22 protein-coding genes are annotated in these 25,024 nt (G+C 61.2%); 16 read left to right on the top strand and 6 right to left on the bottom strand.

The genetic code is table 11. From position 1 onward, the window contains the following. Positions 1 to 101 precede the first annotated feature (101 nt). Positions 102 to 569 (bottom strand): NUDIX hydrolase, encoded by a 468-nt coding sequence (locus ACZ1HH_RS03490; protein ID WP_011538013.1) that lies wholly within the window; start codon positions 567 to 569, stop codon positions 102 to 104. Positions 570 to 748: 179 nt separating this feature from the next. After that, positions 749 to 3,274, bottom strand: a complete 2,526-nt coding sequence (gene hrpB, locus ACZ1HH_RS03495) for an ATP-dependent helicase HrpB (protein ID WP_487320382.1) — start codon at positions 3,272 to 3,274, stop codon at positions 749 to 751. A gap of 245 nt (positions 3,275 to 3,519) precedes the next feature. On the opposite strand from hrpB, the gene meaB reads away from it, so the two are divergent. From meaB to ACZ1HH_RS03515, 4 genes are all read left to right on the top strand, one after another. Then, positions 3,520 to 4,521 (top strand): methylmalonyl Co-A mutase-associated GTPase MeaB, encoded by a 1,002-nt coding sequence (gene meaB, locus ACZ1HH_RS03500; RefSeq protein ID WP_472635877.1) that lies wholly within the window; start codon positions 3,520 to 3,522, stop codon positions 4,519 to 4,521. A gap of 301 nt (positions 4,522 to 4,822) precedes the next feature. Next, positions 4,823 to 5,113 (top strand): 50S ribosomal protein L28, encoded by a 291-nt coding sequence (gene rpmB / locus ACZ1HH_RS03505; protein WP_011538016.1) that lies wholly within the window; start codon positions 4,823 to 4,825, stop codon positions 5,111 to 5,113. A gap of 170 nt (positions 5,114 to 5,283) precedes the next feature. Beyond that, positions 5,284 to 5,619 carry a hypothetical protein gene (locus tag ACZ1HH_RS03510; protein ID WP_416368058.1) on the top strand — a complete coding sequence of 112 codons (336 nt, stop codon included), beginning with the start codon at positions 5,284 to 5,286 and terminating at the stop codon, positions 5,617 to 5,619. Positions 5,620 to 5,695: 76 nt separating this feature from the next. Then, complete coding sequence (locus tag ACZ1HH_RS03515) at positions 5,696 to 6,187, top strand: copper chaperone PCu(A)C (protein ID WP_472635878.1); 492 nt, start codon at positions 5,696 to 5,698, stop codon at positions 6,185 to 6,187. Positions 6,188 to 6,244: 57 nt separating this feature from the next. Here the strand turns inward: ACZ1HH_RS03515 and ACZ1HH_RS03520 are convergent, their stop codons facing one another. Next, positions 6,245 to 6,943, bottom strand: coding sequence for an NAD-dependent deacylase (locus ACZ1HH_RS03520; RefSeq protein ID WP_472635879.1), 699 nt, complete (start codon positions 6,941 to 6,943; stop codon positions 6,245 to 6,247). A 114-nt stretch (positions 6,944 to 7,057) separates the two neighbouring features. Between ACZ1HH_RS03520 and ACZ1HH_RS03525 the strand changes: the two genes are divergently transcribed. Further along, entirely contained in the window at positions 7,058 to 7,507 is a 450-nt protein-coding gene (locus ACZ1HH_RS03525; protein ID WP_472635880.1) for a low molecular weight protein-tyrosine-phosphatase, read from the top strand. 108 nt (positions 7,508 to 7,615) lie between these two features. On the opposite strand, the gene ACZ1HH_RS03530 is transcribed toward ACZ1HH_RS03525, so the two are convergent. Together ACZ1HH_RS03530 and ACZ1HH_RS03535 are read right to left on the bottom strand one after the other, a co-directional pair. Further along, entirely contained in the window at positions 7,616 to 8,581 is a 966-nt protein-coding gene (locus tag ACZ1HH_RS03530; protein WP_472635881.1) for a LysR family transcriptional regulator, read from the bottom strand. Between the two features lie 266 nt (positions 8,582 to 8,847). Beyond that, on the bottom strand, positions 8,848 to 9,159 hold the full coding sequence (locus ACZ1HH_RS03535; RefSeq protein ID WP_472635882.1) for a hypothetical protein: 312 nt from the start codon (positions 9,157 to 9,159) through the stop codon (positions 8,848 to 8,850). 210 nt (positions 9,160 to 9,369) lie between these two features. On the opposite strand from ACZ1HH_RS03535, the gene lepA reads away from it, so the two are divergent. After that, the gene (lepA, locus tag ACZ1HH_RS03540; protein ID WP_472635883.1) at positions 9,370 to 11,169 is read left to right on the top strand and encodes a translation elongation factor 4; all 1,800 of its coding nucleotides are present in this window, start codon (positions 9,370 to 9,372) and stop codon (positions 11,167 to 11,169) included. 142 nt (positions 11,170 to 11,311) lie between these two features. Next, positions 11,312 to 12,715, top strand: coding sequence for a UDP-N-acetylmuramoyl-L-alanine--D-glutamate ligase (gene murD / locus ACZ1HH_RS03545; protein WP_472635884.1), 1,404 nt, complete (start codon positions 11,312 to 11,314; stop codon positions 12,713 to 12,715). 5 nt (positions 12,716 to 12,720) lie between these two features. Here murD and ACZ1HH_RS03550 read toward each other — a convergent pair whose 3' ends face one another. Further along, positions 12,721 to 13,896: a BaiN/RdsA family NAD(P)/FAD-dependent oxidoreductase gene (locus ACZ1HH_RS03550; protein WP_472635885.1), complete on the bottom strand. Its 1,176-nt coding sequence runs from the start codon at positions 13,894 to 13,896 to the stop codon at positions 12,721 to 12,723. Positions 13,897 to 14,119: 223 nt separating this feature from the next. Here ACZ1HH_RS03550 and ftsW point away from each other — a divergent pair, with 223 nt between their 5' ends. The 9 genes from ftsW (at position 14,120) to ftsZ (ending at position 24,877) form a co-directional block, all read left to right on the top strand. Continuing rightward, positions 14,120 to 15,289: a putative lipid II flippase FtsW gene (gene ftsW, locus ACZ1HH_RS03555; RefSeq protein WP_011538026.1), complete on the top strand. Its 1,170-nt coding sequence runs from the start codon at positions 14,120 to 14,122 to the stop codon at positions 15,287 to 15,289. Between the two features lie 46 nt (positions 15,290 to 15,335). Then, positions 15,336 to 16,433 carry a UDP-N-acetylglucosamine--N-acetylmuramyl-(pentapeptide) pyrophosphoryl-undecaprenol N-acetylglucosamine transferase gene (locus ACZ1HH_RS03560; protein ID WP_472635886.1) on the top strand — a complete coding sequence of 366 codons (1,098 nt, stop codon included), beginning with the start codon at positions 15,336 to 15,338 and terminating at the stop codon, positions 16,431 to 16,433. Next, entirely contained in the window at positions 16,430 to 17,839 is a 1,410-nt protein-coding gene (gene murC, locus ACZ1HH_RS03565; RefSeq protein ID WP_011538028.1) for a UDP-N-acetylmuramate--L-alanine ligase, read from the top strand. Before ACZ1HH_RS03560 ends, murC begins: the two co-directional genes overlap by 4 nt. A gap of 166 nt (positions 17,840 to 18,005) precedes the next feature. Beyond that, positions 18,006 to 18,245, top strand: a complete 240-nt coding sequence (locus ACZ1HH_RS03570; protein ID WP_044026678.1) for a DUF2484 family protein — start codon at positions 18,006 to 18,008, stop codon at positions 18,243 to 18,245. Positions 18,246 to 18,386: 141 nt separating this feature from the next. Continuing rightward, a complete protein-coding gene (gene murB / locus ACZ1HH_RS03575) occupies positions 18,387 to 19,313 on the top strand; it encodes a UDP-N-acetylmuramate dehydrogenase (RefSeq protein WP_472635887.1) in 927 nt (308 codons plus the stop codon). A gap of 358 nt (positions 19,314 to 19,671) precedes the next feature. Beyond that, entirely contained in the window at positions 19,672 to 20,556 is an 885-nt protein-coding gene (locus tag ACZ1HH_RS03580; protein WP_049763232.1) for a D-alanine--D-alanine ligase, read from the top strand. Beyond that, entirely contained in the window at positions 20,544 to 21,443 is a 900-nt protein-coding gene (locus ACZ1HH_RS03585) for a cell division protein FtsQ/DivIB (protein WP_011538032.1), read from the top strand. The genes ACZ1HH_RS03580 and ACZ1HH_RS03585 overlap by 13 nt, the downstream gene beginning before the upstream one ends. Before the next feature lies 1 nt (position 21,444). Beyond that, a complete protein-coding gene (gene ftsA, locus ACZ1HH_RS03590) occupies positions 21,445 to 22,779 on the top strand; it encodes a cell division protein FtsA (protein ID WP_044026679.1) in 1,335 nt (444 codons plus the stop codon). 424 nt (positions 22,780 to 23,203) lie between these two features. Continuing rightward, positions 23,204 to 24,877, top strand: a complete 1,674-nt coding sequence (ftsZ, locus tag ACZ1HH_RS03595; RefSeq protein ID WP_472635888.1) for a cell division protein FtsZ — start codon at positions 23,204 to 23,206, stop codon at positions 24,875 to 24,877. Positions 24,878 to 25,024: the final 147 nt, after the last annotated feature.

Raw genomic sequence — 25,024 nt, forward strand, 5'->3', positions numbered from 1 at the left:
TGCGAGTTCCTGCCTTGCGCACTGCTTTGCGCGCTGGCGTGGGAGAGGCCCGCGCGCGATGCAAAAGGATACAGTCTCGGGGGAGTTCAGGGGCGACAGGATCAAGATGGGCTGAAACCGCGCAAAAGGTCCTGGAGTTGAGGCTCGCGCACCATCTCTGCGGCGTCCTTGGGGCTGACCCATTTTCGGGTACGTTCATGGGCTTCGGGGAAGTCGTCTCGCAACTCCTGCACTTCGATCGCGTAGACCAGTGTCTCCAGAGGCTCCAGTGCTCCGTTGTTCAGGCGCTTGTCATATTCAAAGCGCCCGACAGGAGTTTCCTCAAAACGGCCACAGCGCACGCCAGCTTCTTCCCAGGCTTCCTGAGCGGCACTCTCGGCGCTGGATTTGCCCTCCATTGGCCAGCCTTTTGGTACCACCCAACGACCGGTGTCCCGGCTGGTGATCAACAGGACTTCGCACCCCGACTTGTCACGGCGATAGCATAGCGCTGCCACTTGCAATCTGCGCGGGCGCGACAACATGGGCTGAAAGGTCTGGGACCAGATTTTATGCAGTAACTGTTGCATCGAGTGCTCGAAGCCTTTTTCGGCCAATTCTTATACTCTTTGGAGGATTGAGCAACGGGATATAGCCCCGTTCGCCCTTGTGCACAACGTCTTTGCGCTCAAGTTTCGCAACCGTTGCTCTTATATCAATTCCCGCTAGCGCTGGGCCCCGGCGTTTATGATGGCTTATCGGTGTTGGCCTATTTGCGCGGTCGCGCCCGCAAGGTTGCCTCCGCCTTTGTGGGGTCTTCGGGCCAGGGGTGTTTGGGGTATTGTGCCCGCATGTCCTTGCGGACATCGGCATATGATCCCGCCCAGAACCCCGGCAGATCGCGAGTGATCTGGATCGGGCGACGGGCGGGCGACAAGAGCGTGACCTTCAGCGCGACGCCTGCAACCGTGGGATGGCGGGTCACGCCGAACACTTCCTGCAGGCGTACCGCGATCCCGGGGATCTCGCCGTCGTAGTCGATCGGGATCTTGCGTCCCAGAGGTGTCACAAAACTGCCGGGCACATCGCGGTCGAGCATTTGGGTTTGGTCCCACGTCAGGGCAGCACGTAGGGCGGGGAGGGCGTCAAAGCTCTTCCAGTCCGCGTCGCTACGCAACCCTGAGATCATGGGCAAGAGCCAGTCCTCAAGCCTGGCCATCAAGCCCTCCTCGGAGAAATCCGGCAAGTCGCGTCCCTCAGCGCGCAGCAGCTCCACACGCGTTGCAAGACGCGCAGCTGCAGGCGAGAGCCGCAGGCCCAGATCACGCACCCCATCAAGCATGGCGTGGGCCACGGCGTCAGGCGGGACATCTTTCCAGATCCTGTCGTCCAGCACCAGAGCACCAAAGCGCTCTTGTTTGCGGGCGACCACGCGCCGGTCCCGTTTGGACCAGCTGCAGACCTCTTGCCACGCGATCTGATCGCCAAATAGCCCACGGATTTCGGCGAGGGTGATCTGTGCAGCCTGACGGATCTTGGCCTCGCGCGGGTTGCCATCGGTGTCGGTAACCACGAGGTATGAGGCCCCCGCCAGCGGGTCAGCGTTGTCCAGCACAGCCCCCTTGCCTCCGGAGAGCATAAAACGTGCATCATCGCCCTTCCGGCGCTGGGCCACCCGGTCGGGATAGGCAAGCGCAGCCATTGCGGCAGGCGAAAGGGGCTCGCCGGACGGGGCAGCGGGGAACAGCGGAGCGGCGGGTCCGTCCACGGGATTGGGGGCAGCGGTGCCGTGCCCGCCGCGATGGCGCTTGAGACGCTTTGCCTCGGCAGTGATGGCCTGGTGCGCGGGGGCTTTTACCTCATAGGGGCGGCGGTCGCGAAACCGGCGCAGATCCTGCAAGGCCTCCAGGCGCAGCGCCAGATCTACCGGTGCCCCCCGCAACGGGTCGCGGTCGGCCAGCAATGCGGCCAGCGTTGCGCTCTCGGGGCCTGCGATGGTGAACATATGCGCGAGGCGGGGATGCAAGGGCAGACGCGCCAGCGCGCGACCATGCTCTGTGATCCGCATCTTGGTATCGAGGGCGCCCAGCATCTGCAGAAGCAGCTGCGCCTCGGCAAAGCTGCCCGCAGGCGGTGGCGTGAGCAACGGCAAATCCTGCGGTTCCGCCCCCCACAGCGCCAGTTCCAGCGCGAGACTGGTGAGATCCGCCGCCTCGATTTCGGCCGGGGGGTAGGCGGCGAGTGCGCCTTCTTCACCCTGTGCCCAGAGACGATAGCAGACGCCCGTGCTCACGCGACCTGCGCGCCCCTGGCGTTGAGTGGCCTCGGCGCGGGTGACGCGCTCTGTCACAAGTCGCGACATTCCCGCACCGGGGTCAAACCGGGCGCGCCGGGCCTGCCCCATATCGACCACCACGCGGATGTCCTCGATGGTGAGCGAGGTTTCAGCAATGGATGTTGCAAGCACAACCTTACGCCCCTCGGTGGCGGGGGCAATCGCAGCGCGTTGCTCGGCAAAGGGCAGCGCCCCAAAGAGCGGGCGGACCTGGCATGTGGCGGGCAGGCGGCGCTCAAGCGCGCTGGCGGCGCGGCGGATTTCGCCTTCGCCGGGCAGAAACACCAAAAGACCGCCGCCGCCCGCGCGATCATCCTTGTCGCGGGTCTCGGCCTCGGCTTGCACCACAAGATCCACCAAGGCGTCGATCCGGCGCGCCTTTGCGGGGAGCGGAGCAGGGAGCCAGCGGGTTTCCACCGGGTAACTGCGCCCCTCTGAGGTCACAATCGGTGCGTCCATCAATGCCGCAACCGGGGCAGCGTCGAGCGTCGCGGACATCGCCAGCAGCAGCAGATCGTCGCGCAGGGCGCTTGCCACCTCTAGGCAGAAGGCCAGCCCGAGATCGCCGTTCAGAGAGCGCTCGTGAAACTCGTCAAAGATCACGGCTCCCACGCCCGGCATGTCCGGATCCGACTGCAGCATCCGGGTCAGAATGCCCTCGGTGACGACCTCGATCCGGGTGGATCTGGAAACCTTGGCCTCGCCGCGCACCCTGTAGCCAACGGTCTGGCCTGCGGGTTCACCCAGTTTGGAGGCCATACGTTCCGCTGCCGTACGAGCGGCGAGGCGGCGCGGCTCGAGCATGAGGATGCGCCCTTCCGTCAGCTTCGCATCAAGGATCGCGAGCGGAACCTTGGTTGTCTTACCTGCACCGGGGGGGGCCTCCAACACGGCTCGCCCCCGTGCCCGCAGGGCCGAAATCAATTGAGGAAGCGCGTCGTCGATGGGAAGCCGTGTCATGGCGGCGCTTATCGCCAATCATGGCTGCAAGGTCCAGTGGCGCGCGCAGCCTGGCACGTGCGAAGTCACCCCATATGCGACGCGTTGGAGCGGCCCGCACATTCAAAGTGATCCTGTCTTGGCGCTGACGGAATGCGAACACAGCTCAGAGCCCTTGTGCGAAGCCGTCAGAGTTTATCCGCCCTCCACTGGACAAGCCCGCCCTGACTGCGCCATCAATGCGCGGCACAGGTAAAGGGCGCGCCATGGACATCACAGAGCTGAGCAAGAAAATCCTGCAGGCTGATCGAAGGGCGCTGGCCCGGGCGATCACGCTGGTCGAAAGCGCACGCGCCGATCATCGCGCACAGGCAGATGCGCTGTTGTCCGAGCTCGCCAAAAGCGACCGTCAGGCATTGCGGATCGGGCTCTCCGGGACACCGGGCGTGGGGAAATCCACCTTCATCGAGGCCTTTGGCATGATGCTGATCGAGCAGGGGCTCAGGGTCGCCGTTCTGGCGGTTGATCCAAGTTCGGCGCGGTCTGGTGGCTCGATCCTTGGCGACAAGACTCGCATGGAGCGGCTGAGCCGGGAGCGCGCGGCCTTCATTCGCCCCAGCCCCAGTCAAAGCCATCTCGGTGGGGTCGCCCGGCGCACCCGCGATGCTGTTGCGCTGTGCGAGGCGGCAGGGTTTGATGTTGTGCTGATCGAAACCGTCGGTGTTGGTCAGTCGGAGACCGTCGTCTCGGAGTTGTCGGACCTGTTCTTGCTCCTGCTTGCGCCTGCGGGCGGGGACGAACTGCAAGGGGTCAAGCGCGGCATCATGGAGATCGCGGATATGATCCTCATCAACAAGGCCGATGGCGATCTGAAGGCGACCGCAACCCGAACCTGTGCCGACTATGCCGGGGCCTTGCGGCTTTTGCGCAAACGTCCGCAAGATCCCGAGGGCTTTCCCAAGGCGCTCACGGTTTCTGCCATAGAGGCGGCGGGGCTCGATCAGGCCTGGGAAGAAATTCAGGCGCTTGCCGGGTGGCGGCGAGAGAACGGCTTTTGGGACAAGAACCGTGCACAACAGGCGCAATACTGGTTCGCAGAGGAAGTCCGGCAGGCCCTCCTGTCACGGTTGCAGACTTCCTGGGCCAAGTCCCGCATGGCAGACCTTTCGGCGCAGGTCGCGGGTGGGGCGCAAACACCACAGGATGCGGCGCGCGATATGCTCTTGGGGCTGGGCGTGGGTGATGTGGATCCTTCCGGCGCGCCCTGAAGGAGCGACTCAGGGGCGTAAGCGGCGAAAACCCGGAGGACCAGAAGCCAGGCCCAGGCTTGTAAGCTGCGGCTAAAACTGTAAAAGCGCGCCAGCGCCAGTGGGGATCACGCGGGAATGTCGTCTGCTCTGCCATAAAAGCGTCGCATATGGCTTGACCATCTTCGCGATTCCTCCTAAACGCATCCAACCAGTTTTCGGGCGCAGCCAATGGCAGCGCCCTTGTAATTTGGCGACTGATTCCAAACGGCCGGGCAGGCCATAAACGGGTCGGGACGCCGCAGATACGAAGGATAACACCATGTCGCGCCGTTGCGAACTGACCGGAAAAGGCCCGATGACTGGCAACAATGTCAGCCACGCCAACAACAAAACCAAGCGTCGTTTCTTGCCGAACCTGAACGACGTCACCCTGCAGTCCGAGACTCTCGGTCGCGGCGTGAAGCTGCGCATCTCCGCAGCAGCCCTGCGTTCGGTTGACCACCGCGGTGGTCTGGACGCCTTCCTGGCCAAAGCCAAGGACGAAGAGCTCTCCGCCGCAGCGCTGAAGGTCAAAAAAGAAATCGCAAAAGCACAAGCTGCTGAGGCCTAAGCGCCCGCGATTTTTGATCCTGCCCAGATATTCTGGAAAGACCACCGTGCTTCGCGCCGGTGGTCTTTTTGCATGCTGTAGGGGCGCAGGCTGCGACTCTTTGCCTGAGCTGTGCCGGCGGTCTTGCGATCCCGGCTCGGTCCTGAGATATCCATGACAAGATGAAGGTCATGAGACGGTATATCGCCCTGCTTCTGGCAGCGGCCTTGCTGCTGACCGGCCATAGCGCCGCTGCCAGCCGCTTTGACCGTGATGCGACGGGGCAGGTGATCCTCTGCACGGGCAGTGGGCCTGTGACCGTTTATGTGGATGAAAACGGTACTCCAACGGGCGCGCCGCATATCTGCCCTGACTGCATCACGCATCTTCTTGATCTGGCGGAATATGCCCCACATCTGCGGGCGCCTTATGAACCTGTTCGGCAGGTCCACCGGGTGCTTTCGCGCGCGCAATCCACCGTCGCACCTCTCGAAGAGGTTCGCGCGCGCGCGCCGCCCTTGGTCTGACCTCTGCTCTGTTTACAGCCCGACTGGTCGCCTGACAGCGCCCGGAACACTCAGATCTCATATCAAGGAAAAACTCATGTCCTATAAATCCCTCGGCCGGTCTGCGGCCTTTGGTGTTTTCGCAAGCGTTGCATTCGCCACTTCGGCTTCGGCACAGATGCTTGTGCAGGATGCCTATGCGCGATCCTCCAACAAAATGGCGGGCGCGGCCTTTATGGAAATCACCAACCAAGGCGCATCAGAGGATCGCCTGATCGACGCTCGCTCTGATGTGGCCAAGCGTGTGCAACTGCACACACACCAGGAAGACCCCAATGGCGTGATGAAGATGATGCATGTCGAAGAAGGGTTTGCGATTCCCGCCGGAGAGACTCATCTGCTGCGGCGTGGTGGCGATCACGTCATGTTTATGGGGCTCACACGGGAACTCAAGGATGGCGAGACTGTCGATGTGATCCTTGTGTTTGAAAACGCAGGAGAAGTGTCGGTGCAGATCCCTGTCGACATGGATCGCGCACCCAAGGGCGGCCACGGAAATCACAGCGGGCACGGTGATCACTCGAACTGATCTTGGCAGAGACACCCGAGATGTCAGACAAGGCTCCGGTTATGACCGGAGCCTTTTTTACGCAGCGTCCCGCATGAGGTCCTCTACCCAGATCGGAAAAATGTCGGAGGCCTTGCCAAAGCGATGCTGTGCAAAATCTGCACTCACTTCCGAGGGTTCGAGGTTGAGTTCGAGCGTCTGCGCGCCGTATGTGGCCGCCTCTTGGACAAATGCCGCTGCCGGATAGACCTGACCCGAGGTGCCAATGGCAACAAAGAGATCGGCTTCTTCGAGATGGCTTGCGATTTGCTCCATATGATAGGGAACCTCGCCAAACCAGACCACATCCGGCCGAGCCGTGTTTGCGTCACAGGCAGGACACCGGGTCTCGGGCGTCATCTGGAGCGGGGCAGGCCAACGGTGCGCACAGGCGGCACAGAGCGCGCCTGAGAGCGCGCCATGCACGTGCAGCACACCGCGAGAGCCTGCTTTCTCATGAAGGCCATCGACGTTCTGCGTTATGATGATGACGTCGCCAGTCCACCGTTCTTCCAGACGTGCCAGCGCGTCATGGGCCGCGTTGGGGAGGGCTTCTGCCGCATGCTGGCGCCGTGCGGAATAAAACCTGTGCACAAGTTCCGGATCGCGAGCAAATCCTTCGGGCGTTGCAACATCCTCGATCCGATGCTGCGACCACAGGCCTCCTTTATCGCGAAACGTGCCAAGCCCGCTTTCTGCTGAAATTCCTGCGCCGGTGAGGATCACGATTTTTTTCATCTCAGTATCTTTGCCCTCTGGTTTCAAATTGGTTCCAGCATTGATGACCTGCGCTCTGGTGCCTATCAAAATTATATATATTATTTTGAAGTGCCAAAAACAAAAGGGGGCTTCGTGGAAAGCGTATTGTTTGTTTGTCTTGGGAATATTTGTCGATCTCCTGCCGCGGAGGCGATATTTCGTGAAAGCTGTCCCAATATCCAATGCGATAGCGCGGGGACAGCTGGCTACCATGTCGGCAGTCCTCCCTATCCAGAGATGCCAAAGGCCGCCCGCGCGCGAGGAATTGACATGAGCGACTTGCGGGCACGGCAATTCTGCGCGGAGGATTTCCGGAACTTTGATTTGATCGTGGTAATGGATCAGGACAATCAGGAAAACGTCGAGTCCCTGCGCCCCGCGGGAGACCGGACACCGGTAGTTTTATTTGCACCGATGGCGGCGGGCTTTGATGTCGAGGCGGTACCGGATCCCTATTACACGCGGGACTTTGATGGATGCCTTGATCTGTTGGAGAGCGCAGCACAAGGATTGAAGCGCTATGTCACTCAGGCCGGGGTGTGAACGGGGATCCCGGGCACGGGTATTGACGGCATAAAAGCCAAACCGGGCGCCATGTCGTATGCGGGAAAATCGCAGTCTGGGCGCGGGTGACGCGCCCAGGCGCGAGGATCACTCTTCGATGACGCGCAGTTGTCCGGCAAGCCAAGGCAGGCGGTTGATGGCTGGGGTGATCATCTGGCTCTGGGTCAGTCGACGCACCGTGCCTGCCACCTCAAGCGGGACAGTGTCCGGCCAATCGGACTGTGCAAAGAGTGAAATGCGACGCGAGAACCCGGCAAATGGCAGCGCGTATGCGTCGATGTCCTCATGGAAGCGCACGGCCCGCATGTAGCCCAGCGGGGTCGTAATGGCCCAACCAATCCGGCGCGCCACCATGGCCATCAGCGCAAGATGTGAGCCGATCTCGAAACGGTCGTCAAATTCCATCTTGTTGCGGCTGAGATGCGACTCGATCTGCTGCGAGATCAGCTGATCCCGCGCGTAGCGCAGCAGCGGCAGGTGATTGAGCTGGTTCCCGACGTCGTCGGGGTCGGTGATGCAGCCCCGCGGGGCCACCAGGATAAAGGGCTCTTCCACCAGCGGATATTCGGTCACACCTGTGCGAAGTTCGCCGGTTGATGCCGCAACGCCGATGTGCAGATCCTTTTCAGCCATGGCTTTATGGATGTCATGGCTGGAGGCTGTGACCATCTTGAAACGGCACTGCGTGAGACTGTCCGCCAGAATGGTCGCAAGGCGCGGTGTCAGGTCATTGTCAAAATCGTCAATCAACCCAATCGACAGCGCCGGCAAATGTGACAGATCCATCACGGTGAGTTCGCTTTGGGCGAGGCGCAGCTCGCTCAGGATCGCTTGGGTGCGCGACAGAAAGCTGCGTCCGGCAGAGGTCAGCACCATTGGGCGCCGTCCATGATCGACCAGATCCGATCCAAGCGCCTTTTCGAGATTTCGAAGTTGCTGACTCACGGCGGGCTGGCTGAGTCCGGTAATATCTGCAGCCTGCGCGACAGAACCCGATTTGGCCAAAGCTTCAAAAACTTCAAGCCCTCTGAGCGTGACGCCTTTCATAAGCATAGATTAGCTCCCAAAAGTCCTATTAATTTCAAACTCCGTCACGCGATGCTTCTGCCGGGGGAGCGTCTGAACACTGAACAGCACAGGATTTCCCTGCGTATGAAACGATCTGCAATGTTTCTATTTTTATTTTATTAGTTTGAAAAGAGAAAAGTTCTCAAATTGTATCCGAGGCGGTGAGTTTTGCCTTTTTGAAAGAAAAAATGGTTAATTACAGCGCGGATTAACCATTTTTTAACAGAGTTTCTGAGGTGGGGTCGGCGCGTTTATCCGCAGATGCGTTCGGCGTCCGTACCAAAGAGTTTGTAACGTTCCCACAGACGGGCATCGCTGCGCCGGTCGGATTGGCGCACTTCTTGTGCGCGGTGGGGTTCTGCAAACCACTTGGCGACGGTGCGCTGCTCGGATTTGGTGAGCCGACGTTCTGCGACTTTCTGGATGCAACGGCAGATCGTGGGCTCTGCGGCCTGACGGTCGGAGTTGCGACAGGCGCGTTCGATCGTGCCGGCCTGCGCCGAGGGCGCAAAAACAAGCGTTGTGGACAGGCAGAGGCAGGCGGCGAGGGTCAGGCGGTACACGATGATCTTTCTCCGGTTGGCACGGTGAAACTCTCTAAAAATTTGACCAACTATTCCACATCTGAACAGGGCGTTTCAATGGGCTTGCAGCGGCCTTTGGTCTCTGGAATGCGCCAGCGCGGCGACCGGTCGCATCTTCGCGCCAATCCGGTGGGCAGTTGCGCATGATCCACCTTGACCAAAGGCGAAATCCCAATCATATGCGCATGCATGACAGAGCTCTCGAAAATCCGCAATTTTTCCATCGTCGCCCATATCGACCATGGTAAGTCCACGCTTGCAGACCGCCTCATCCAGTCGACGGGGACGGTGCAGGATCGTGACATGAAAGAGCAGTTGCTCGACGCCATGGACATCGAGCGTGAACGGGGCATCACCATCAAGGCGAACACCGTCCGCATCGACTACGAAGCCGATGACGGGGAACGCTATGTGCTGAACCTGATTGACACCCCCGGCCACGTCGATTTTGCCTATGAGGTGTCGCGGTCCATGCGCGCGGTTGAGGGCTCTTTGCTCGTTGTCGACTCCACCCAAGGGGTCGAGGCGCAGACCTTGGCGAATGTCTACCAGGCGATTGATGCGGACCACGAGATCGTTCCGGTTCTGAACAAGATCGACTTGCCGGCGGCCGATTGTGACCGTGTGGCAGAGCAGATCGAGGACGTGATCGGCATCGATGCAACCGATGCGATCCGAGTCTCGGCCAAAACCGGCATCGGCATCAAGGACACGCTTGAGGCCATCGTGAAACGTCTGCCCGCCCCGACAGGAGAGCGTGACGCGCCTCTGAAGGCGATGCTGGTGGACAGCTGGTACGACGCTTATCTGGGCGTGATCGTTCTGGTGCGCATCATGGACGGGGTCCTGAAGAAGGGCGACCAGATCAAGATGATGCAGACCAACGCGCGGTACGGTGTGGACCGGATCGGTGTGTTCCGTCCCGCGATGCAGGTGGTGGACGAGCTTGGGCCGGGCGAGATCGGCTTTATCACGGCTTCGATCAAGCAGGTGCGTGATACCAAGGTGGGCGATACCATCACCCACGACAAGAAAGGCGCAGAGACCGCATTGCCGGGCTTTAAGCCCTCTGTGCCCGTGGTGTTCTGTGGCCTGTTCCCGGTGGACAGCTCGGAATTCGAGGACCTGCGCGACGCGATTGAAAAGCTGGCGCTCAATGATGCGTCCTTCTCCTACGAGATGGAAACCTCCGCCGCGCTTGGGTTTGGTTTCCGTTGCGGCTTCCTTGGGCTCTTGCACCTTGAGGTAATCCGGGACCGGATCGAGCGAGAGTATAATATCGAGCTGATCACCACGGCGCCGTCGGTTGTCTATCATATCTTCATGAAAGACGGGGAGATGCTTGAACTGCATAACCCCGCTGACATGCCCGACTTGTCCAAGGTGGATCATCTCGAAGAGCCGCGCATCAAGGCGACCATCCTGGTGCCGGATGAGTATCTCGGTGACGTGCTCAAGCTGTGTCAGGACCGCCGCGGCATTCAGCAGGACCTGTCCTATGCGGGCTCGCGGGCCATGGTGGTCTACGACCTGCCGCTCAACGAGGTGGTGTTTGACTTCTATGATCGTCTGAAATCGGTCACGAAAGGCTATGCGTCCTTTGATTACCAGATGATCGGCTATCGCGCGGACAATCTCGTAAAGATGTCGGTGCTGGTGAATGACGAACCTGTGGATGCGCTCTCGACCATGGTTCACCGCGACCGTGCCGAGCAGCGGGGCCGCGCCATGTGCGAAAAGCTCAAGGACCTGATCCCGCGCCACATGTTCAAGATTCCGATCCAGGCCGCGATTGGTGGCAAGGTGATCGCGCGCGAGACGCTCTCGGCCCTGCGCAAGGATGTGACCGCAAAATGTTACGGCGGCGACGCCACCCGGAAACGCAAGCTCCTTGAAAAGCAAAAAGCCGGTAAGAAGAAGATGCGCCAGTTCGGCCGGGTTGAAATCCCGCAAGAGGCGTTTATCTCCGCGCTCAAGATGGACGACTGAACAAAAGGCCTCCCCTCGCGGGAGGTCTTTTTGATTTAGAGAGGGGGCTGGAAACAGCGGCCATCGCTCCAGCCCTGCTTGCATTTCCGTCCGACGCAGGTGCAATGTCGCGCCGACTTAAATTTCCAGAACGAGGTGAAGCATGATCCCGGTCAAAGGTGTCGCAGGGCAAAACGTGGCTGTGCTGGGGCTTGGGCGCTCGGGGCTCTCTGCGGCGCGGGCCTTGCGCGAAGGCGGGGCAGAGGCGATCTGTTGGGACGATAACCCCGCTGCACGCGCCACTGCCGAGGCAGAGGGCTTCACCTGTCGTGAATTGACCAAGCAGGGCGCATTCGATGGCATCTCGGCCCTCATCGTGTCGCCTGGGATTGCGCATCTTTACCCGAAGCCCAATCCGGTTATCCGGGCTGCCCTGATGGCGGGCGTGCCGGTGGACAATGATATTGGCCTGTTCTTCCGCTCTGTTGCGACCTCGGAGTGGGACGAGTTTGACACCGCGCCGAAGGTGATTGCCGTAACGGGCTCAAACGGCAAATCGACGACGGTTGCCTTGCTGCACCACATTCTTGAACATGTCGGGCGCAACAGTCAGATGGCGGGCAATATCGGGCGCGGGGTGCTGGACATCGACCCACCCGTGGACGGTGGTGTCGTGGTGCTGGAGCTCTCCTCCTATCAAACCGATCTGGCGCGCGCGCTCACACCGGATGTCGCGGTCTTCACCAATCTGACGCCGGATCATCTGGACCGTCACGCTGGAATGGGGGGCTATTTTGCGGCCAAGCGGCGCCTTTTTTCAGAGGGTGGCCCGGATCGCGCGGTCATCGGAGTTGATGAGGACGAGGGGCTTTTCCTTGCAGGGCAACTGAGCGAAGGCGAGAGCGATGATCGCGTGATCCGCATCTCAGCGCGCCAGAAACTCTCGGGCGGGGCAGGGTGGACCGTCTTTGCCCGCAAGGGGTTCTTGTCGGAGTATCGCAAGGGGCGGCAGGCCGGCTCGATTGATCTGCGCGACATTCCCGGTCTGCCCGGAGCGCATAACCATCAGAACGCCTGCGCGGCCTACGCTGCAGCCCGTACGCTTGGGCTGGCGCCGCGGGTGATCGAGGCGGCGATGCGGACCTATCCGGGGCTGCCGCACCGCAGCCAGCGCATCGCGGAGGCGGATGGGGTATCTTATGTCAATGACAGCAAGGCCACCAACGTCGACAGCGCCGCCAAGGCGCTGAGCGCGTTCAAAAATATCCGCTGGATCTGCGGCGGCTTGGAAAAGGAAGGCGGGCTTGAGGCGCTGAAAGGTGCCACGGATGATGTGCTCAAAGCCTATGTGATCGGCCGCGAGGCGGCGCAATTTGCCATGCAGCTCGATGTGGAGGCCGAGGTCTGCACCACCATGGCGCAAGCCGTCGCGCGTGCCATGGCCGAGGCGGGCCCGGGGGAGACAGTGCTTCTGGCCCCTGCGGCGGCGAGCTTTGATCAATACGACAGTTTTGAAAAACGCGGCGAGGATTTTATCGCTGAGGTCACGGCGCGCCTGAACGGCTAGACGCCTCAGCCCCGAATGGCGGTGCCTGCGGCGTGGCCCGACGCCCAGGCCCACTGGAAGTTATAGCCGCCGAGCCAGCCGGTCACATCCACCGCTTCGCCGATTACATAGAGGCCGGGCTGCGTCTTGGCCTCCATCGTGCGCGACGACAGTGCATCGGTGTCGATCCCGCCCAGCGTCACTTCGGCGGTGCGATAGCCCTCGGTGCCGGTGGGCTTCAGTCGCCAACTGTGTAGCCGCACGCAGAGGGCTTCGAGCGCTGCGTCGGACTGATCGGCCAAACGCCCCTTGAGGCTGCCGTCCTGCGCCAGCTCCTCCACCAACCGTGCGGGCAGGTGACGCGTTAGTTCGGTTGTCAGATCCTTGCGCCCGCTTGCCTGACGTTGCGCGCGCAGGGCCGAAAAAAGATCCAGTTCCGGCAGCAGGTGGACCAAGATGTCCTCTCCTTCGCGCCAATAGCTCGAGATCTGCAGAACCGCCGGTCCAGAGAGGCCCCGATGGGTGAAGAGCAGCGCTTCGTCAAAACTGGCCGCAGTATTGGAGAGCCGTGCGGGCACCGAGACCCCTGCCAAAGGTTTGAAACGCCCCTCGCCAAAGGTGAAGGGAACAAGCCCGGGGCGGGTCTCAAGGACGGGCAGCCCAAACTGCCCCGCGATATCATAGGCAAGACCCGTCGCGCCCATCTTGGGGATCGATTTGCCACCGGTTGCCAGCACGAGGTTCTGAGCCGTGATGGTCACGGGCTTGCCCTCGCGCTCAAGGCGGACGGTGTATCCGTCACGGCCATGCACCACATCCACGACCGAGGTCTGCAACCACAGGTCAGCCCCGGCGTCGCGCAATTCTTTGACCAGCATCGCGACGATCTGGCGTGCGGAGTCATCGCAAAAGAGCTGGCCAAGCGTTTTTTCATGCCACGCGATGCCATGACGGCCCACGAGGTCAATGAAATCCCATTGCGTGTAGCGGGCCAGCGCAGATTTGCAGAAATGCGGGTTCTGCGAGATGTAATTCTCGGGTGCGGCATACATATTGGTAAAATTGCAGCGCCCGCCGCCGGAGATGCGGATCTTCTCTCCGGGGGACTTGGCGTGGTCCACCACGAGGCAATCGCCCCCTGCATGGGCTGCACACATCATACCAGCCGCGCCGGCGCCGAGAATCAAGGTTTTTATCCGCATGGGGCGCATCGACCACGAAAGCGCGCACCGCGCAAGGCGCAGCAACAGATGCCATTCGGACCGATGCGCCTCGCAATTGGGGCATTTTCCCGCCCAGCAAGGCCGGAAGATGCTGGCCTGATCGTGTCAATCACGGTACACTTTGCCTAATAAGTTCCAAAACCGGGACACATTGAGGCAAAACAGGCCCCTCATTTTGGGGTCCAACAAAGGCAGTGAACCCATGACTGAGATGGTCTATGGCGCGCTTCCCGCGCAAGAGGGGGAGCCGATCCTCCCGAAATGGTGGCGGACACTGGACAAGTGGACGATGACTTTCATCGTTACCCTGTTTGTGATCGGCTTGCTTTTGGGGCTTGCGGCTTCGGTCCCGCTGGCGGCGCGCAACGGGTTTGACAACTTCCACTATGTGCAGCGACAGGCCTTCTTTGGGAGCACGGCGCTGGTGGCGATGGTGCTCACGTCTATGATGTCACCCACCTTGGTGCGCAGGTTGGCGGTCATCGGGTTTATCTTTGCCTTTGTGGCGCTTGCCTTCCTGCCGATCTTTGGCACGGACTTCGGCAAAGGCGCAGTGCGCTGGTACAGTCTGGGCTTTGCCTCGGTACAGCCGTCGGAATTCCTGAAGCCCGGTTTCGTGGTCCTGGCCGCATGGATGATTGCCGCCAGCCAGCAGATCTATGGGCCGCCGGGCACGCTGTTGTCCTTTGGTCTCTGCATGGCGGTGGTGATGCTTTTGGTGATGCAGCCCGACTTTGGTCAGGCCTGCCTCATTCTCTTTGGTTGGGGGGTCATGTATTTTGTCGCGGGCGCGCCAATGCTGTTGCTTGTGGGGATGGCCGGGGTTGTCATTATCGGCGGCGTCATCGCCTATTCCAACTCAGAGCACTTCGCCCGCCGCATCGATGGCTTCCTGAGCCCTGATCTCGACCCCACCACGCAGCTTGGCTATGCGACCAATGCGATCCGCGAGGGCGGATTGTTTGGTGTCGGCGTCGGCGAGGGGCAGGTGAAATGGTCGCTGCCGGATGCGCATACCGATTTCATCATTGCTGTAGCTGCCGAGGAATACGGGCTGGTGCTCGTCTCCATCATTATCTTCCTCTACGCCATGATCGTCGTGCGCTCCCTGTTTCGCCTGATGCGTGAACGCGATACGTTTATCCGCCTTGCCGGTGCGGGGCTTGCCTGCACTTTTGGGGTTCAGGCGATGATCAACATGGGTGTGGCGGTGCGCCTGCTGCCTGCGAAAGGCATGACTTTGCCGTTCGTGAGCTACGGTGGCTCCTCCCTCATTGCAGGCGGCATCGCGATGGGTATGCTCCTGGCCTTCACACGGACCCGACCTCAGGGCGAAATCGCGGACGCATTGCGCGGGCGCGGGCGTGGCTGAGCATGGTGGTTCGGTCAACGGACAAGAAGACGAAGGCAGGCACGAGATGACACAGAAACTGCTCCTGATGGCGGCAGGCGGCACCGGGGGGCATATGTTCCCCGCGCAGGCCTTGGCCGAGGCGATGCTGCGTAAGGGCTGGCGGGTGAAGCTCTCGACGGACCCGCGCGGTGCGCGCTACACGGGCGGCTTTCCTCATATGACCGAGATCACGGAGGTCTCCTCGGCGACATTTGCGCGCGGTGGGCTGCTTGCAAAGGCCATGGTCGCGCCGCGGATCGCCGCCGGCGTTGCGTCTATGGCGATGCAGATGCGCCGCGACCGGCCCGATGTGGTGATCGGCTTTGGCGGCTATCCGTCCATTCCGGCACTGGGGGCAGCGACGCTTCTGGGACTGCCGCGCATGATCCACGAGCAAAACGGCGTGCTTGGCAAAGTGAACCAGAAATTTGCAACCCGCGTGGCCGAAGTGGCCTGCGGCGTCTGGCCCACGGATCTACCCGCAGGTGCCGAAGGTATTCATGTCGGCAATCCGGTGCGGGTCGCTGTTCTGGAGCGCCAGGGCGCGCCCTATATCCCGCCCGGCGATTATCCGATGTCGCTTCTGGTGATGGGCGGCAGCCAGGGCGCGCGTATCCTGTCGGATGTGGTTCCCGGAGCCATCGCGGCGCTGCCCGAGGCCTTGCGCCGCCATCTGCGCGTCAGCCATCAGGCCCGCGAAGAGGATATGGCACGGGTTGCGCAGTTTTATGCCGACGCAGGAATTGATGCCGAGGTCCAGACCTTCTTTGCCGATGTGCCGTCGCGGATCTCCGAGGCGCAGCTGGTGATCTCGCGCTCCGGGGCGTCCTCGATTGCGGATATTTCGGTGATCGGCCGTCCGTCGATCCTGATCCCGCTGGCCACGGCCGCAGGCGACCATCAAACCGCGAATACCCGAGGGCTGGTTGAGGCCGGAGGCGCGATCCGTATTCCCGAGAGCGCCCTTGACACCACCTCGCTTGCAGAGCAAATCGCCGCAGTCCTGACCAATGCCGAAGGGGCCACGCAGATGGCCCATGCCGCGTTGAGCACAGGCATTCCAGATGCCACGGAACGTCTTGTGGCGCGTGTTGAACATTTGTCCGAGGAAGCTGCCCCATGACCCCTGCCACCAAACTGCCCGGCGACGTCGGCCCGATCCATTTTGTCGGTATTGGCGGCATCGGGATGTCTGGCATCGCCGAGGTGCTTTTGAACCTTGGCTATGTGGTGCAGGGCTCGGATCTCAAGTCCTCCAGGATCACCCAGCGGCTCGAACGCCTTGGCGCAACGATTTTTGAAGGCCAGCGCGCCGAGAACCTCGAAGATGCCGAGGTCGTGGTGATCTCGTCCGCGATCAAACCCGGCAACGCCGAACTCGACGAAGCCCGCTTGCGTGGACTGCCGGTGGTGCGCCGCGCTGAAATGCTGGCCGAGCTCATGCGGCTCAAGTCCAACATTGCCATTGGCGGCACCCACGGCAAAACCACCACCACCACCATGATGGCAGAGCTGATGGTGGCGGGTGGCTTTGATCCGACCGTTGTGAACGGGGGCATCATTCATGCCTATGGGTCGAACGCGCGGATGGGGCAGGGCGAATGGATGGTGGTGGAGGCCGACGAGAGTGACGGCACCTTCAATCGTCTGCCTGCCACGATCGCGGTTGTGACCAATATCGACCCCGAGCACATGGAGCATTGGGGCGACTTTGATCGCCTGCGCGACGGATTTTATGAATTTGTCTCCAACCTTCCTTTCTATGGTCTCGCGGTATGCTGTACCGACCACGCCGAAGTACAGGCGCTTGTTGGCCGGATCACCGATCGCCGCGTTGTCACCTACGGGTTCAACGCGCAGGCTGACGTGCGCGCGGTGAACCTCACCTACAAAGGAGGCGTGGCGCATTTCGACATCCTGCTGCAGGCTGAGGGTCAAAAAATCGAAGGCTGTACGCTGCCGATGCCTGGGGATCACAATGTCTCCAACGCGCTCTCTGCGGTGGCCGTCTGTCGTCACCTCGGCATGAAGCGCGAAGAGATCCGCACAGCCCTTGCCGCCTTTGGTGGGGTCAATCGTCGCTTTACCAAAGTGGGCGAAGTGGATGGTGTCACCATCATTGATGATTACGGCCATCACCCGGTGGAAATTGCCGCCGTCCTCAAAGCTGCGCGACAAGCCATCGGCACCGAGGGCGAGGGGCGCGTGATCGCCGTCCACCAGCCGCACCGCTATTCGAGGCTCTCCAACCTCTTCGACGATTTCTGCGCCTGCTTCAATGACGCCGATGTTGTGGCCATAGCCGAGGTGTTTGCCGCCGGCGAAGATCCCATCGAAGGTGCAAGCCGCGACGATCTGGTGGCAGGGTTGATCCGGCATGGTCATCGCCATGCCCGCGCGATCCTCAACGAAGATGACCTGCTGCGCCTCGTGCGTGAACAGACGCGCCCCGGTGACATGGTGGTGTGCCTTGGTGCAGGGACGATTTCGGCATGGGCAAACGGATTGCCCGAGAGGCTCCGGGGGTGAACCCGGGCGCCTTCCTGCCCCAGAAGGCACAGGGTGGCGAGGCTGTCTGCGGTCCGCGCCCGTGCCGTATGGTCCGGTTTTGCGCCGACCAGACGGTAAGCGAAGCGCCGCGCTGCGGCGCCCATTGCTGGAATTGCGGCGGTGGCAACGGGTGGAGGGCCATTTGATGAATATCTCCCTGATCCTTGCGTGCATTTGGATCTTGGTCGCCAATGTGCTGGCGCTCATACCCTCGCGCGACAATCACTGGACACGCGCTTATGTACTGATCGCGATCGGCATACCGCTGCTGGGCTATGTGACATATGAAAACGGCCCCTGGTGGGGGCTGGCGATGCTGGTGGCAGGTATGTCGATCCTGCGTTGGCCTGTGATTTACCTGTTGCGCTGGATGCGGCGCGGCTAGGCGAGTGATGCTCGATGTCAGCGCGCTTGCTGCGCGGGCCTGCTCGGGAATGTCGTTCAGAAGGCTGCAGAGATCGGACAGAGGGGTTTTCCTCGCAATGGGCATGGCCTAAACCCTCGGGGAAACCACAAGCGAGCCATCATGACCGACCTTCCTGCTGTGCGCGGGCGCCTGACGCCGAACCGAGACCTTTCCGATCTGACGTGGCTGCGTGTCGGAGGTCCAGCGGATTACCTGTTCCAGCCAGCCGATTTGGAGGATCTGCAAGAATTCCTGCGGAACCTACCGGCAGATATGGACGTCTTTCCCATGGGCGTTGGCTCCAATCTGATTGTGCGTGATGGCGGATTGCGTTCGGTGGTGATCCGTCTTGGGCGCGGCTTCAACGGGATCGCGGTTGACGGCGACACGGTGACTGCTGGCGCGGCGGCGCTTGATGCACATGTGGCACGAAAATCCGCCGAGGCAGGAGTGGACCTGACGTTTCTGCGCACGATTCCCGGCAGTATTGGCGGCGCCGTGCGGATGAACGCGGGGTGCTATGGTTCGTATCTGGCGGATGTCTTTGTGTCCGCGCAGGCGGTGCTGCGGGATGGCAGCCTTGCGACGCTTTCGGCAGAGGATCTGCAGTTCAAGTACCGCCAGACCGAGCTGGCGCCCGGCGCAGTTCTCGTGTCCGCAACCCTGCGAGGCCCCAAGGGGGACCCAGATGCCCTGGCGGCGCGCATGGAGGAGCAGCTGCGCAAACGCGACGAGACACAACCGACAAAGGAACGCTCTGCGGGGTCCACCTTCCGCAACCCGGCGGGGTTCTCGTCCACTGGCAAGGCGGATGATGTCATGGATCTCAAGGCCTGGAAGGTGATTGACAACGCGGGCTTGCGCGGCGCCACCCTTGGAGGGGCGCAGATGAGTGAAAAACATTCCAACTTCATGATTAACGCCGGCGGCGCAACCGCCGCCGATCTGGAAGGATTGGGCGAAAATGTGCGAAAAAAGGTTTACGCGGACTCAGGCATTTGGCTAGAATGGGAAATCATGCGTGTGGGCGATCCTAAGCGGTCGTGACCCTCGAAAACTCAAGTCAATTCATGAATTTGGGCCGATCAGCGGAATGTCTGATCCGGCTCGGTGGAGCGATCTGAGCAGGGTCATGGTCGTCTGGCTGCTTAACTGGCAGGTCACTTTGGTTAATGAAGCGGTAACGCTTTTGTCATAACTTGGACCACGTCAACGCCAGCATCTCGGTGCGCGCAGACAGGACACTACTGCAAAGGGGAGCAGGCCCCCGATGCGAAGACAGACAAATTGCTGTGCGGGAGCCGGAAAACCGACCCCGTTATAATGATAAAATGGGCGAAAATGCCCGGGTACAATTGAGGCAGTGATCGTGGGTGGAGCGAGCGGAACACTCCCGAAGGTTGCGATGTTGATGGGTGGCCCCTCGGCCGAGCGCGAGGTGTCTTTGTCGACGGGGCGCGAATGCGCCCGCGCACTCAGAGGACAGGGCTACGAGGTGGTCGAGGTCGATGCAGGCCCCGACCTTGTAGCGCAACTCAATGACATCAAACCGGATGTGGCTTTCAACGCTCTGCATGGGCGTTGGGGAGAAGACGGGTGTGTGCAGGGGCTTCTTGAGTGGCTGCGCATCCCCTACACCCATTCCGGCGTGCTGGCCTCTGCACTGGCGATGGACAAGGAGCGCTCCAAGGCGGCCTATCGTACCGCAGGCCTGCCGGTGGTCGACAGTGTGATCGCCGCCAAAGCAGACGTGATGGCCCGCCATGTGATCGCGCCGCCCTATGTGGTGAAGCCCAATAATGAGGGTTCGTCGGTTGGCATTTACATCGTTCACGAGGCCACCAACAGCCCGCCGCAGCTCTCTGAAGAGATGCCTGCACAGGTGATGGTCGAGGCCTATGCGCCTGGTCGCGAGATGACAGTGACCGTGATGGGGGATCGCGCGCTCTGTGTGACCGACATCCTCACCGATGGCTGGTACGACTATGAGGCCAAATATGCCACGGGTGGCTCGCGCCATGTATTGCCTGCCGAGATCCCGGACGAAATCGCCGATCTCTGCCATGATTACGCCCTGCGTGCCCATCAGGTGCTTGGGTGTCGCGGGATTTCGCGTACGGATTTTCGCTGGGACGAGGCGCGCGGCGCTGATGGGCTGGTGCTGCTTGAAACCAACACGCAACCGGGGATGACGCCGACCTCGTTATCGCCTGAACAGGCCGAGCATGTTGGTCTCACATTCGGGCAACTTTGCGCCTGGTTGGTGGAGGACGCGTCATGCGAGCGCTGACCTCTCGTTTGTCCCGCAGCCGCGCAGGTGAAAGCAAGGCTGACCCAGCGCCTTCACGATTGAAATACCGGATCCAGCGCTGGATGTTGACGCCGGGCATTCGAACGGGCTTGCGGGTGGGGCTTCCGCTCGGGGTTCTTTTTATCGCTGCCGGGAGTTATCTGGCCAGCGAGACCCGCCGCGATCATCTGATGGCTCTTTATAATGAGGCCCGGGCCTCCTTTGAGACCCGTCCGGAATTCATGGTTAACGTCATGGCGATCGACGGCGCGGGCGAGAGTGTGGCGACCGATATTCGCGAGGTGACCTCGCTGGATCTTCCGGTCAGTTCCTTTGATCTCGATCTCGCGGCCATTCGCGATCTGATCGTGGGGCTTGATCCTGTAAAAACCGCATCGGTGCGGATACGGCCCGGAGGGATCCTGCAGGTTGATGTGGAAGAGCGCGAACCAGCAATCGTCTGGCGCAGCCGCGATGGGCTGGCGCTGCTGGATGAGACCGGTGCATTTGTGGCTGAGCTTGGCCAGCGCAGCCTGCATCCGGATCTGCCGCTGATCGCTGGACGGGGGGCGGACGAACGCGCTCCCGAGGCACTGCGCCTTTTTGCGGCCGCGCGCCCGCTAGGCAGTCGTTTGCGCGGCATCGTGCGTATCGGCGAGCGCCGCTGGGACGTGGTTCTGGACCGTGGCCAGCGTATTCAGCTGCCTGTAAAGCGCCCCGTCGCGGCGCTTGAGCGGGTAATCGCGGTCAGCGAAGTCAAAGATCTGTTGGAACGGGATGTCGCAGTCGTGGATCTGCGCCTGCCCACGCGTCTAACCGTTAGAATGAACGCGCCAGCCGTAGAGGACTGGTGGCGCATCCGTCAATTGAATGAGAGCTCCTATTGATATGACAGACCTGTATCAATCCCAACGTGCGATGCGGCAAATGCGCCGCCAGGCGATGCAACGCGGTGTGGTGGCCATTCTGGATGTGGGCAGTTCCAAGATATCCTGCCTGGTACTGAGGTTTGATGGCGTCACGCGCCTGAGCGAAGACAATTCGATCGGGTCTCTTGCAGGGCAGTCGGGTTTTCGCGTGATTGGCGCGGCGACGACCCGTTCGCGCGGGGTGCAGTTTGGCGAAGTCTGCGCCATGCAGGAAACTGAGCGCGCCATTCGCACCGCCGTGCAGGCGGCGCAAAAGATGGCTGAAGTCCGGGTTGACCATGTGATCGCTTGTTTCGCCGGTGCACTGCCCCGGTCGTATGGGCTTGATGCCACGGTGGAGCTCGAAGGGCAGGAAGTCACCGAGAATGAGATCGCACGTGTGCTGGCGGCCTGCGAAGTGCCGGAATACGGCGCCGGGCGCGAGGTATTGCACGCGCAGCCGGTGAATTTCGCACTCGACAATCGATCTGGTCTTGAAGACCCGCGCGGCCAGATGGGGCAGGCGCTCTCTGTTGATATGCATATGCTCACGGTCGAAGCTGCCGCCATCCAGAACCTGGTGCGCTGTGTGCAGCGCTGCGATCTGGAACTGGCGGGGATTGCCTCTTCGGCCTATGTCTCGGGGATCTCAGCCCTTGTGGAAGATGAGCAAGAACTCGGCGCGGCCTGCATCGACATGGGGGGCGGCACCACTTCGGTGTCGATCTTCATGAAGAAACACATGATCTATGCCGATGCGGTGCGCATGGGGGGGGATCACGTTACCAGTGATATTTCCATGGGGCTCGGCGTGCCCACAGCCACTGCCGAGCGGATCAAGACCATGTCTGGCGGCGTACATGCGACTGGTGCGGATGATCGCGACATGATCGACATCGGCGGCGAGACAGGCGATTGGGAGCGGGATCGCCGCACCGTTAGCCGGGCGGAGCTCATTGGGATCATGCGCCCCCGCGTTGAGGAAATCCTGGAAGAAGTGCGCGTCCGTCTCGATGCCGCCGGATTCGACCATCTGCCGAGCCAGCAAATCGTGCTGACCGGCGGCTCCAGCCAGATCCTCGGGCTTGATGGTCTTGCAAGCCGCATACTCGGCCAGCAAGTGCGCCTTGGGCGACCGATGCGTGTGCATGGTCTGCCGCAGGCTGTGACCGGGCCGGGCTTTGCCTCTGCCGTCGGCATGTGTCTGTTTGCAGCGCATCCGCAGGACGAGTGGTGGGATTTCGACGCGCCGGTGGACCGGATGGCTGGCGGCTCGATGCGCCGCGTCGTGCGTTGGTTTAAGGACAACTGGTGATCTACGCGGCGCTCGGCAAACCTTTGCCGATTGCCGCGGGCCTCCACAAAGTTATGCACAGGTTTCCCACAGCTTCTCCACATTGGCCGTGACAGGCCTCCGAGGATCAGTTATATCTACCAGAAACACGCTGAAAATCAGCGACGCGCGAGGCCGAGCAGAGGATCTCCGCAATCTGAATTCAAGACTCCGAACCGCCCGCATGCCGCGCGCGGGGTGATGTCCTGTTGTGTTTCAGGTTGCCGCGTTACACCACATCTCGCCAGAAGGGCGATATTCGGCAAGTTCCCACGCCTTTTGACCCATATTTTGTGGGCGAATGCGCTTTTGGGGATGACGAGACTCACGCGTCGCGGTAGGATTAAGGCAGAAGAGTGACAATCGACGCCCTTGCGGGAGGGCTAAAAACACAGGCGGAAAAAGCATGACCCTGAACCTTTCGATGCCCGGACAAGAAGAGCTGAGCCCCAAGATCACTGTCTTTGGGGTTGGTGGTGCGGGCGGGAATGCCGTCAACAACATGATCGCCAAGCAGCTCGAGGGTGTGGATTTTGTTGTTGCCAACACCGACGCACAGGCGTTGCAGCAAAACGCAGCCAAAAACCGTGTGCAGCTCGGCGTCAAGGTAACCGAAGGCCTTGGCGCAGGTGCACGCCCCTCGGTCGGCTCTGCTGCCGCTGAGGAAAGCATTGAGCAGATCGTTGACCATCTCGCGGGCGCGCACATGTGCTTTATCACCGCGGGCATGGGCGGGGGCACCGGAACCGGCGCCGCTCCGATCATCGCGCAGGCCGCGCGTGAGCTCGGTGTGCTGACCGTCGGGGTTGTCACCAAGCCGTTCCAGTTCGAAGGCGCCAAGCGGATGCGCCAGGCCGAAGAGGGCGTCGAGAGCCTTCAGAAGGTTGTTGATACGCTTATCATCATTCCGAACCAGAACCTGTTCCGTCTGGCCAATGAGAAGACTACCTTCACCGAAGCCTTTTCTATGGCGGACGATGTGCTTTATCAGGGTGTCAAAGGCGTGACCGACCTGATGGTGCGTCCGGGCCTCATCAACCTCGACTTTGCAGATGTACGTGCCGTGATGGACGAGATGGGCAAAGCGATGATGGGCACCGGCGAGGCCGAGGGTGAAGATCGCGCCATCCAGGCCGCCGAGAAAGCCATCGCCAACCCGCTGCTGGACGAAATCAGTCTCAAGGGCGCCAAGGGCGTGCTCATCAACATCACCGGTGCGCATGATCTGACCCTGTTTGAACTGGACGAAGCGGCCAACCGCATTCGCGAAGAGGTTGATCCCAACGCCAACATCATCGTGGGTTCCACGCTCGACACCGAGATGGAAGGCAAGATGCGCGTTTCTGTTGTTGCAACCGGGATTGATGCTTCTGAGGATGCCAATGAGGTTCCGGTGCCGCGTCGCCCGATGTCTGCACCGCTGACCAAAACCGTCAGCGTCGAGGAAAACCGTCAGGCGCCGCTTGAACTCACTGATCAGGTAGACGCTCCGGCGCCCGTCGCCGCGCAAGCCGGTGCAGGCCAGGAGCCTTCGTTGTTTTCCGAGTTTGATGCTGATGAAGGCGCTGCAAGCGACGATGTGATCGAGGACACCAACGGAGCTGCAGATGCCAATGACGGCCTGCCGCCCCCGGCGTACCAGCCGCAGGCACAGCAGCCCGCACCTCAGCCGCAACCGCAGCCTGCACAACCGGCTGTGACCCAGGCCGAAGTCTTTGTGGCACCGCGCGCCCCGGCTCCGGGCACCCCGTCGCAGGATGCCATCGTGCGCCTGCGTGAGGCGGCACAGCGCCACCAGGCCTCGCAGCAACCGCAGCGCCCGGCACAGCAACCCGCCGCAGCGGCACCGCAGCAAGAGCGTCGCAGCGCAGAAGCGCAGGAGCAGCGCCGTTTCGGCCTGAACTCGCTGATCAACCGGATGACTGGCCACCCGCAAGAGACGTCGCAAAACCGTCCTCAAGCGGCGCAGCGGGTCCAGCCCAGCATGCAGAGCGCACAGCCGCAGCAGGCTGAACAGCCCCATGACGAGGATCAAGAGCGCATCGAAATCCCGGCATTCCTGCGTCGTCAAGCCAACTGATCGGTCATAAATCACACCCAAAGAGACCGCCGAGAGGCGGTCTTTTTTTGTTTTGTTTCAAATGAGTAGAGTGGCTTCGGCGGGGTTTTGCCAAGTTGTAATATTCATGTTTCATTCGGTTACAAAGATTGAATTGAGGCTCACGGC

The organism is Epibacterium sp. HA2-3, from assembly GCF_055693725.2.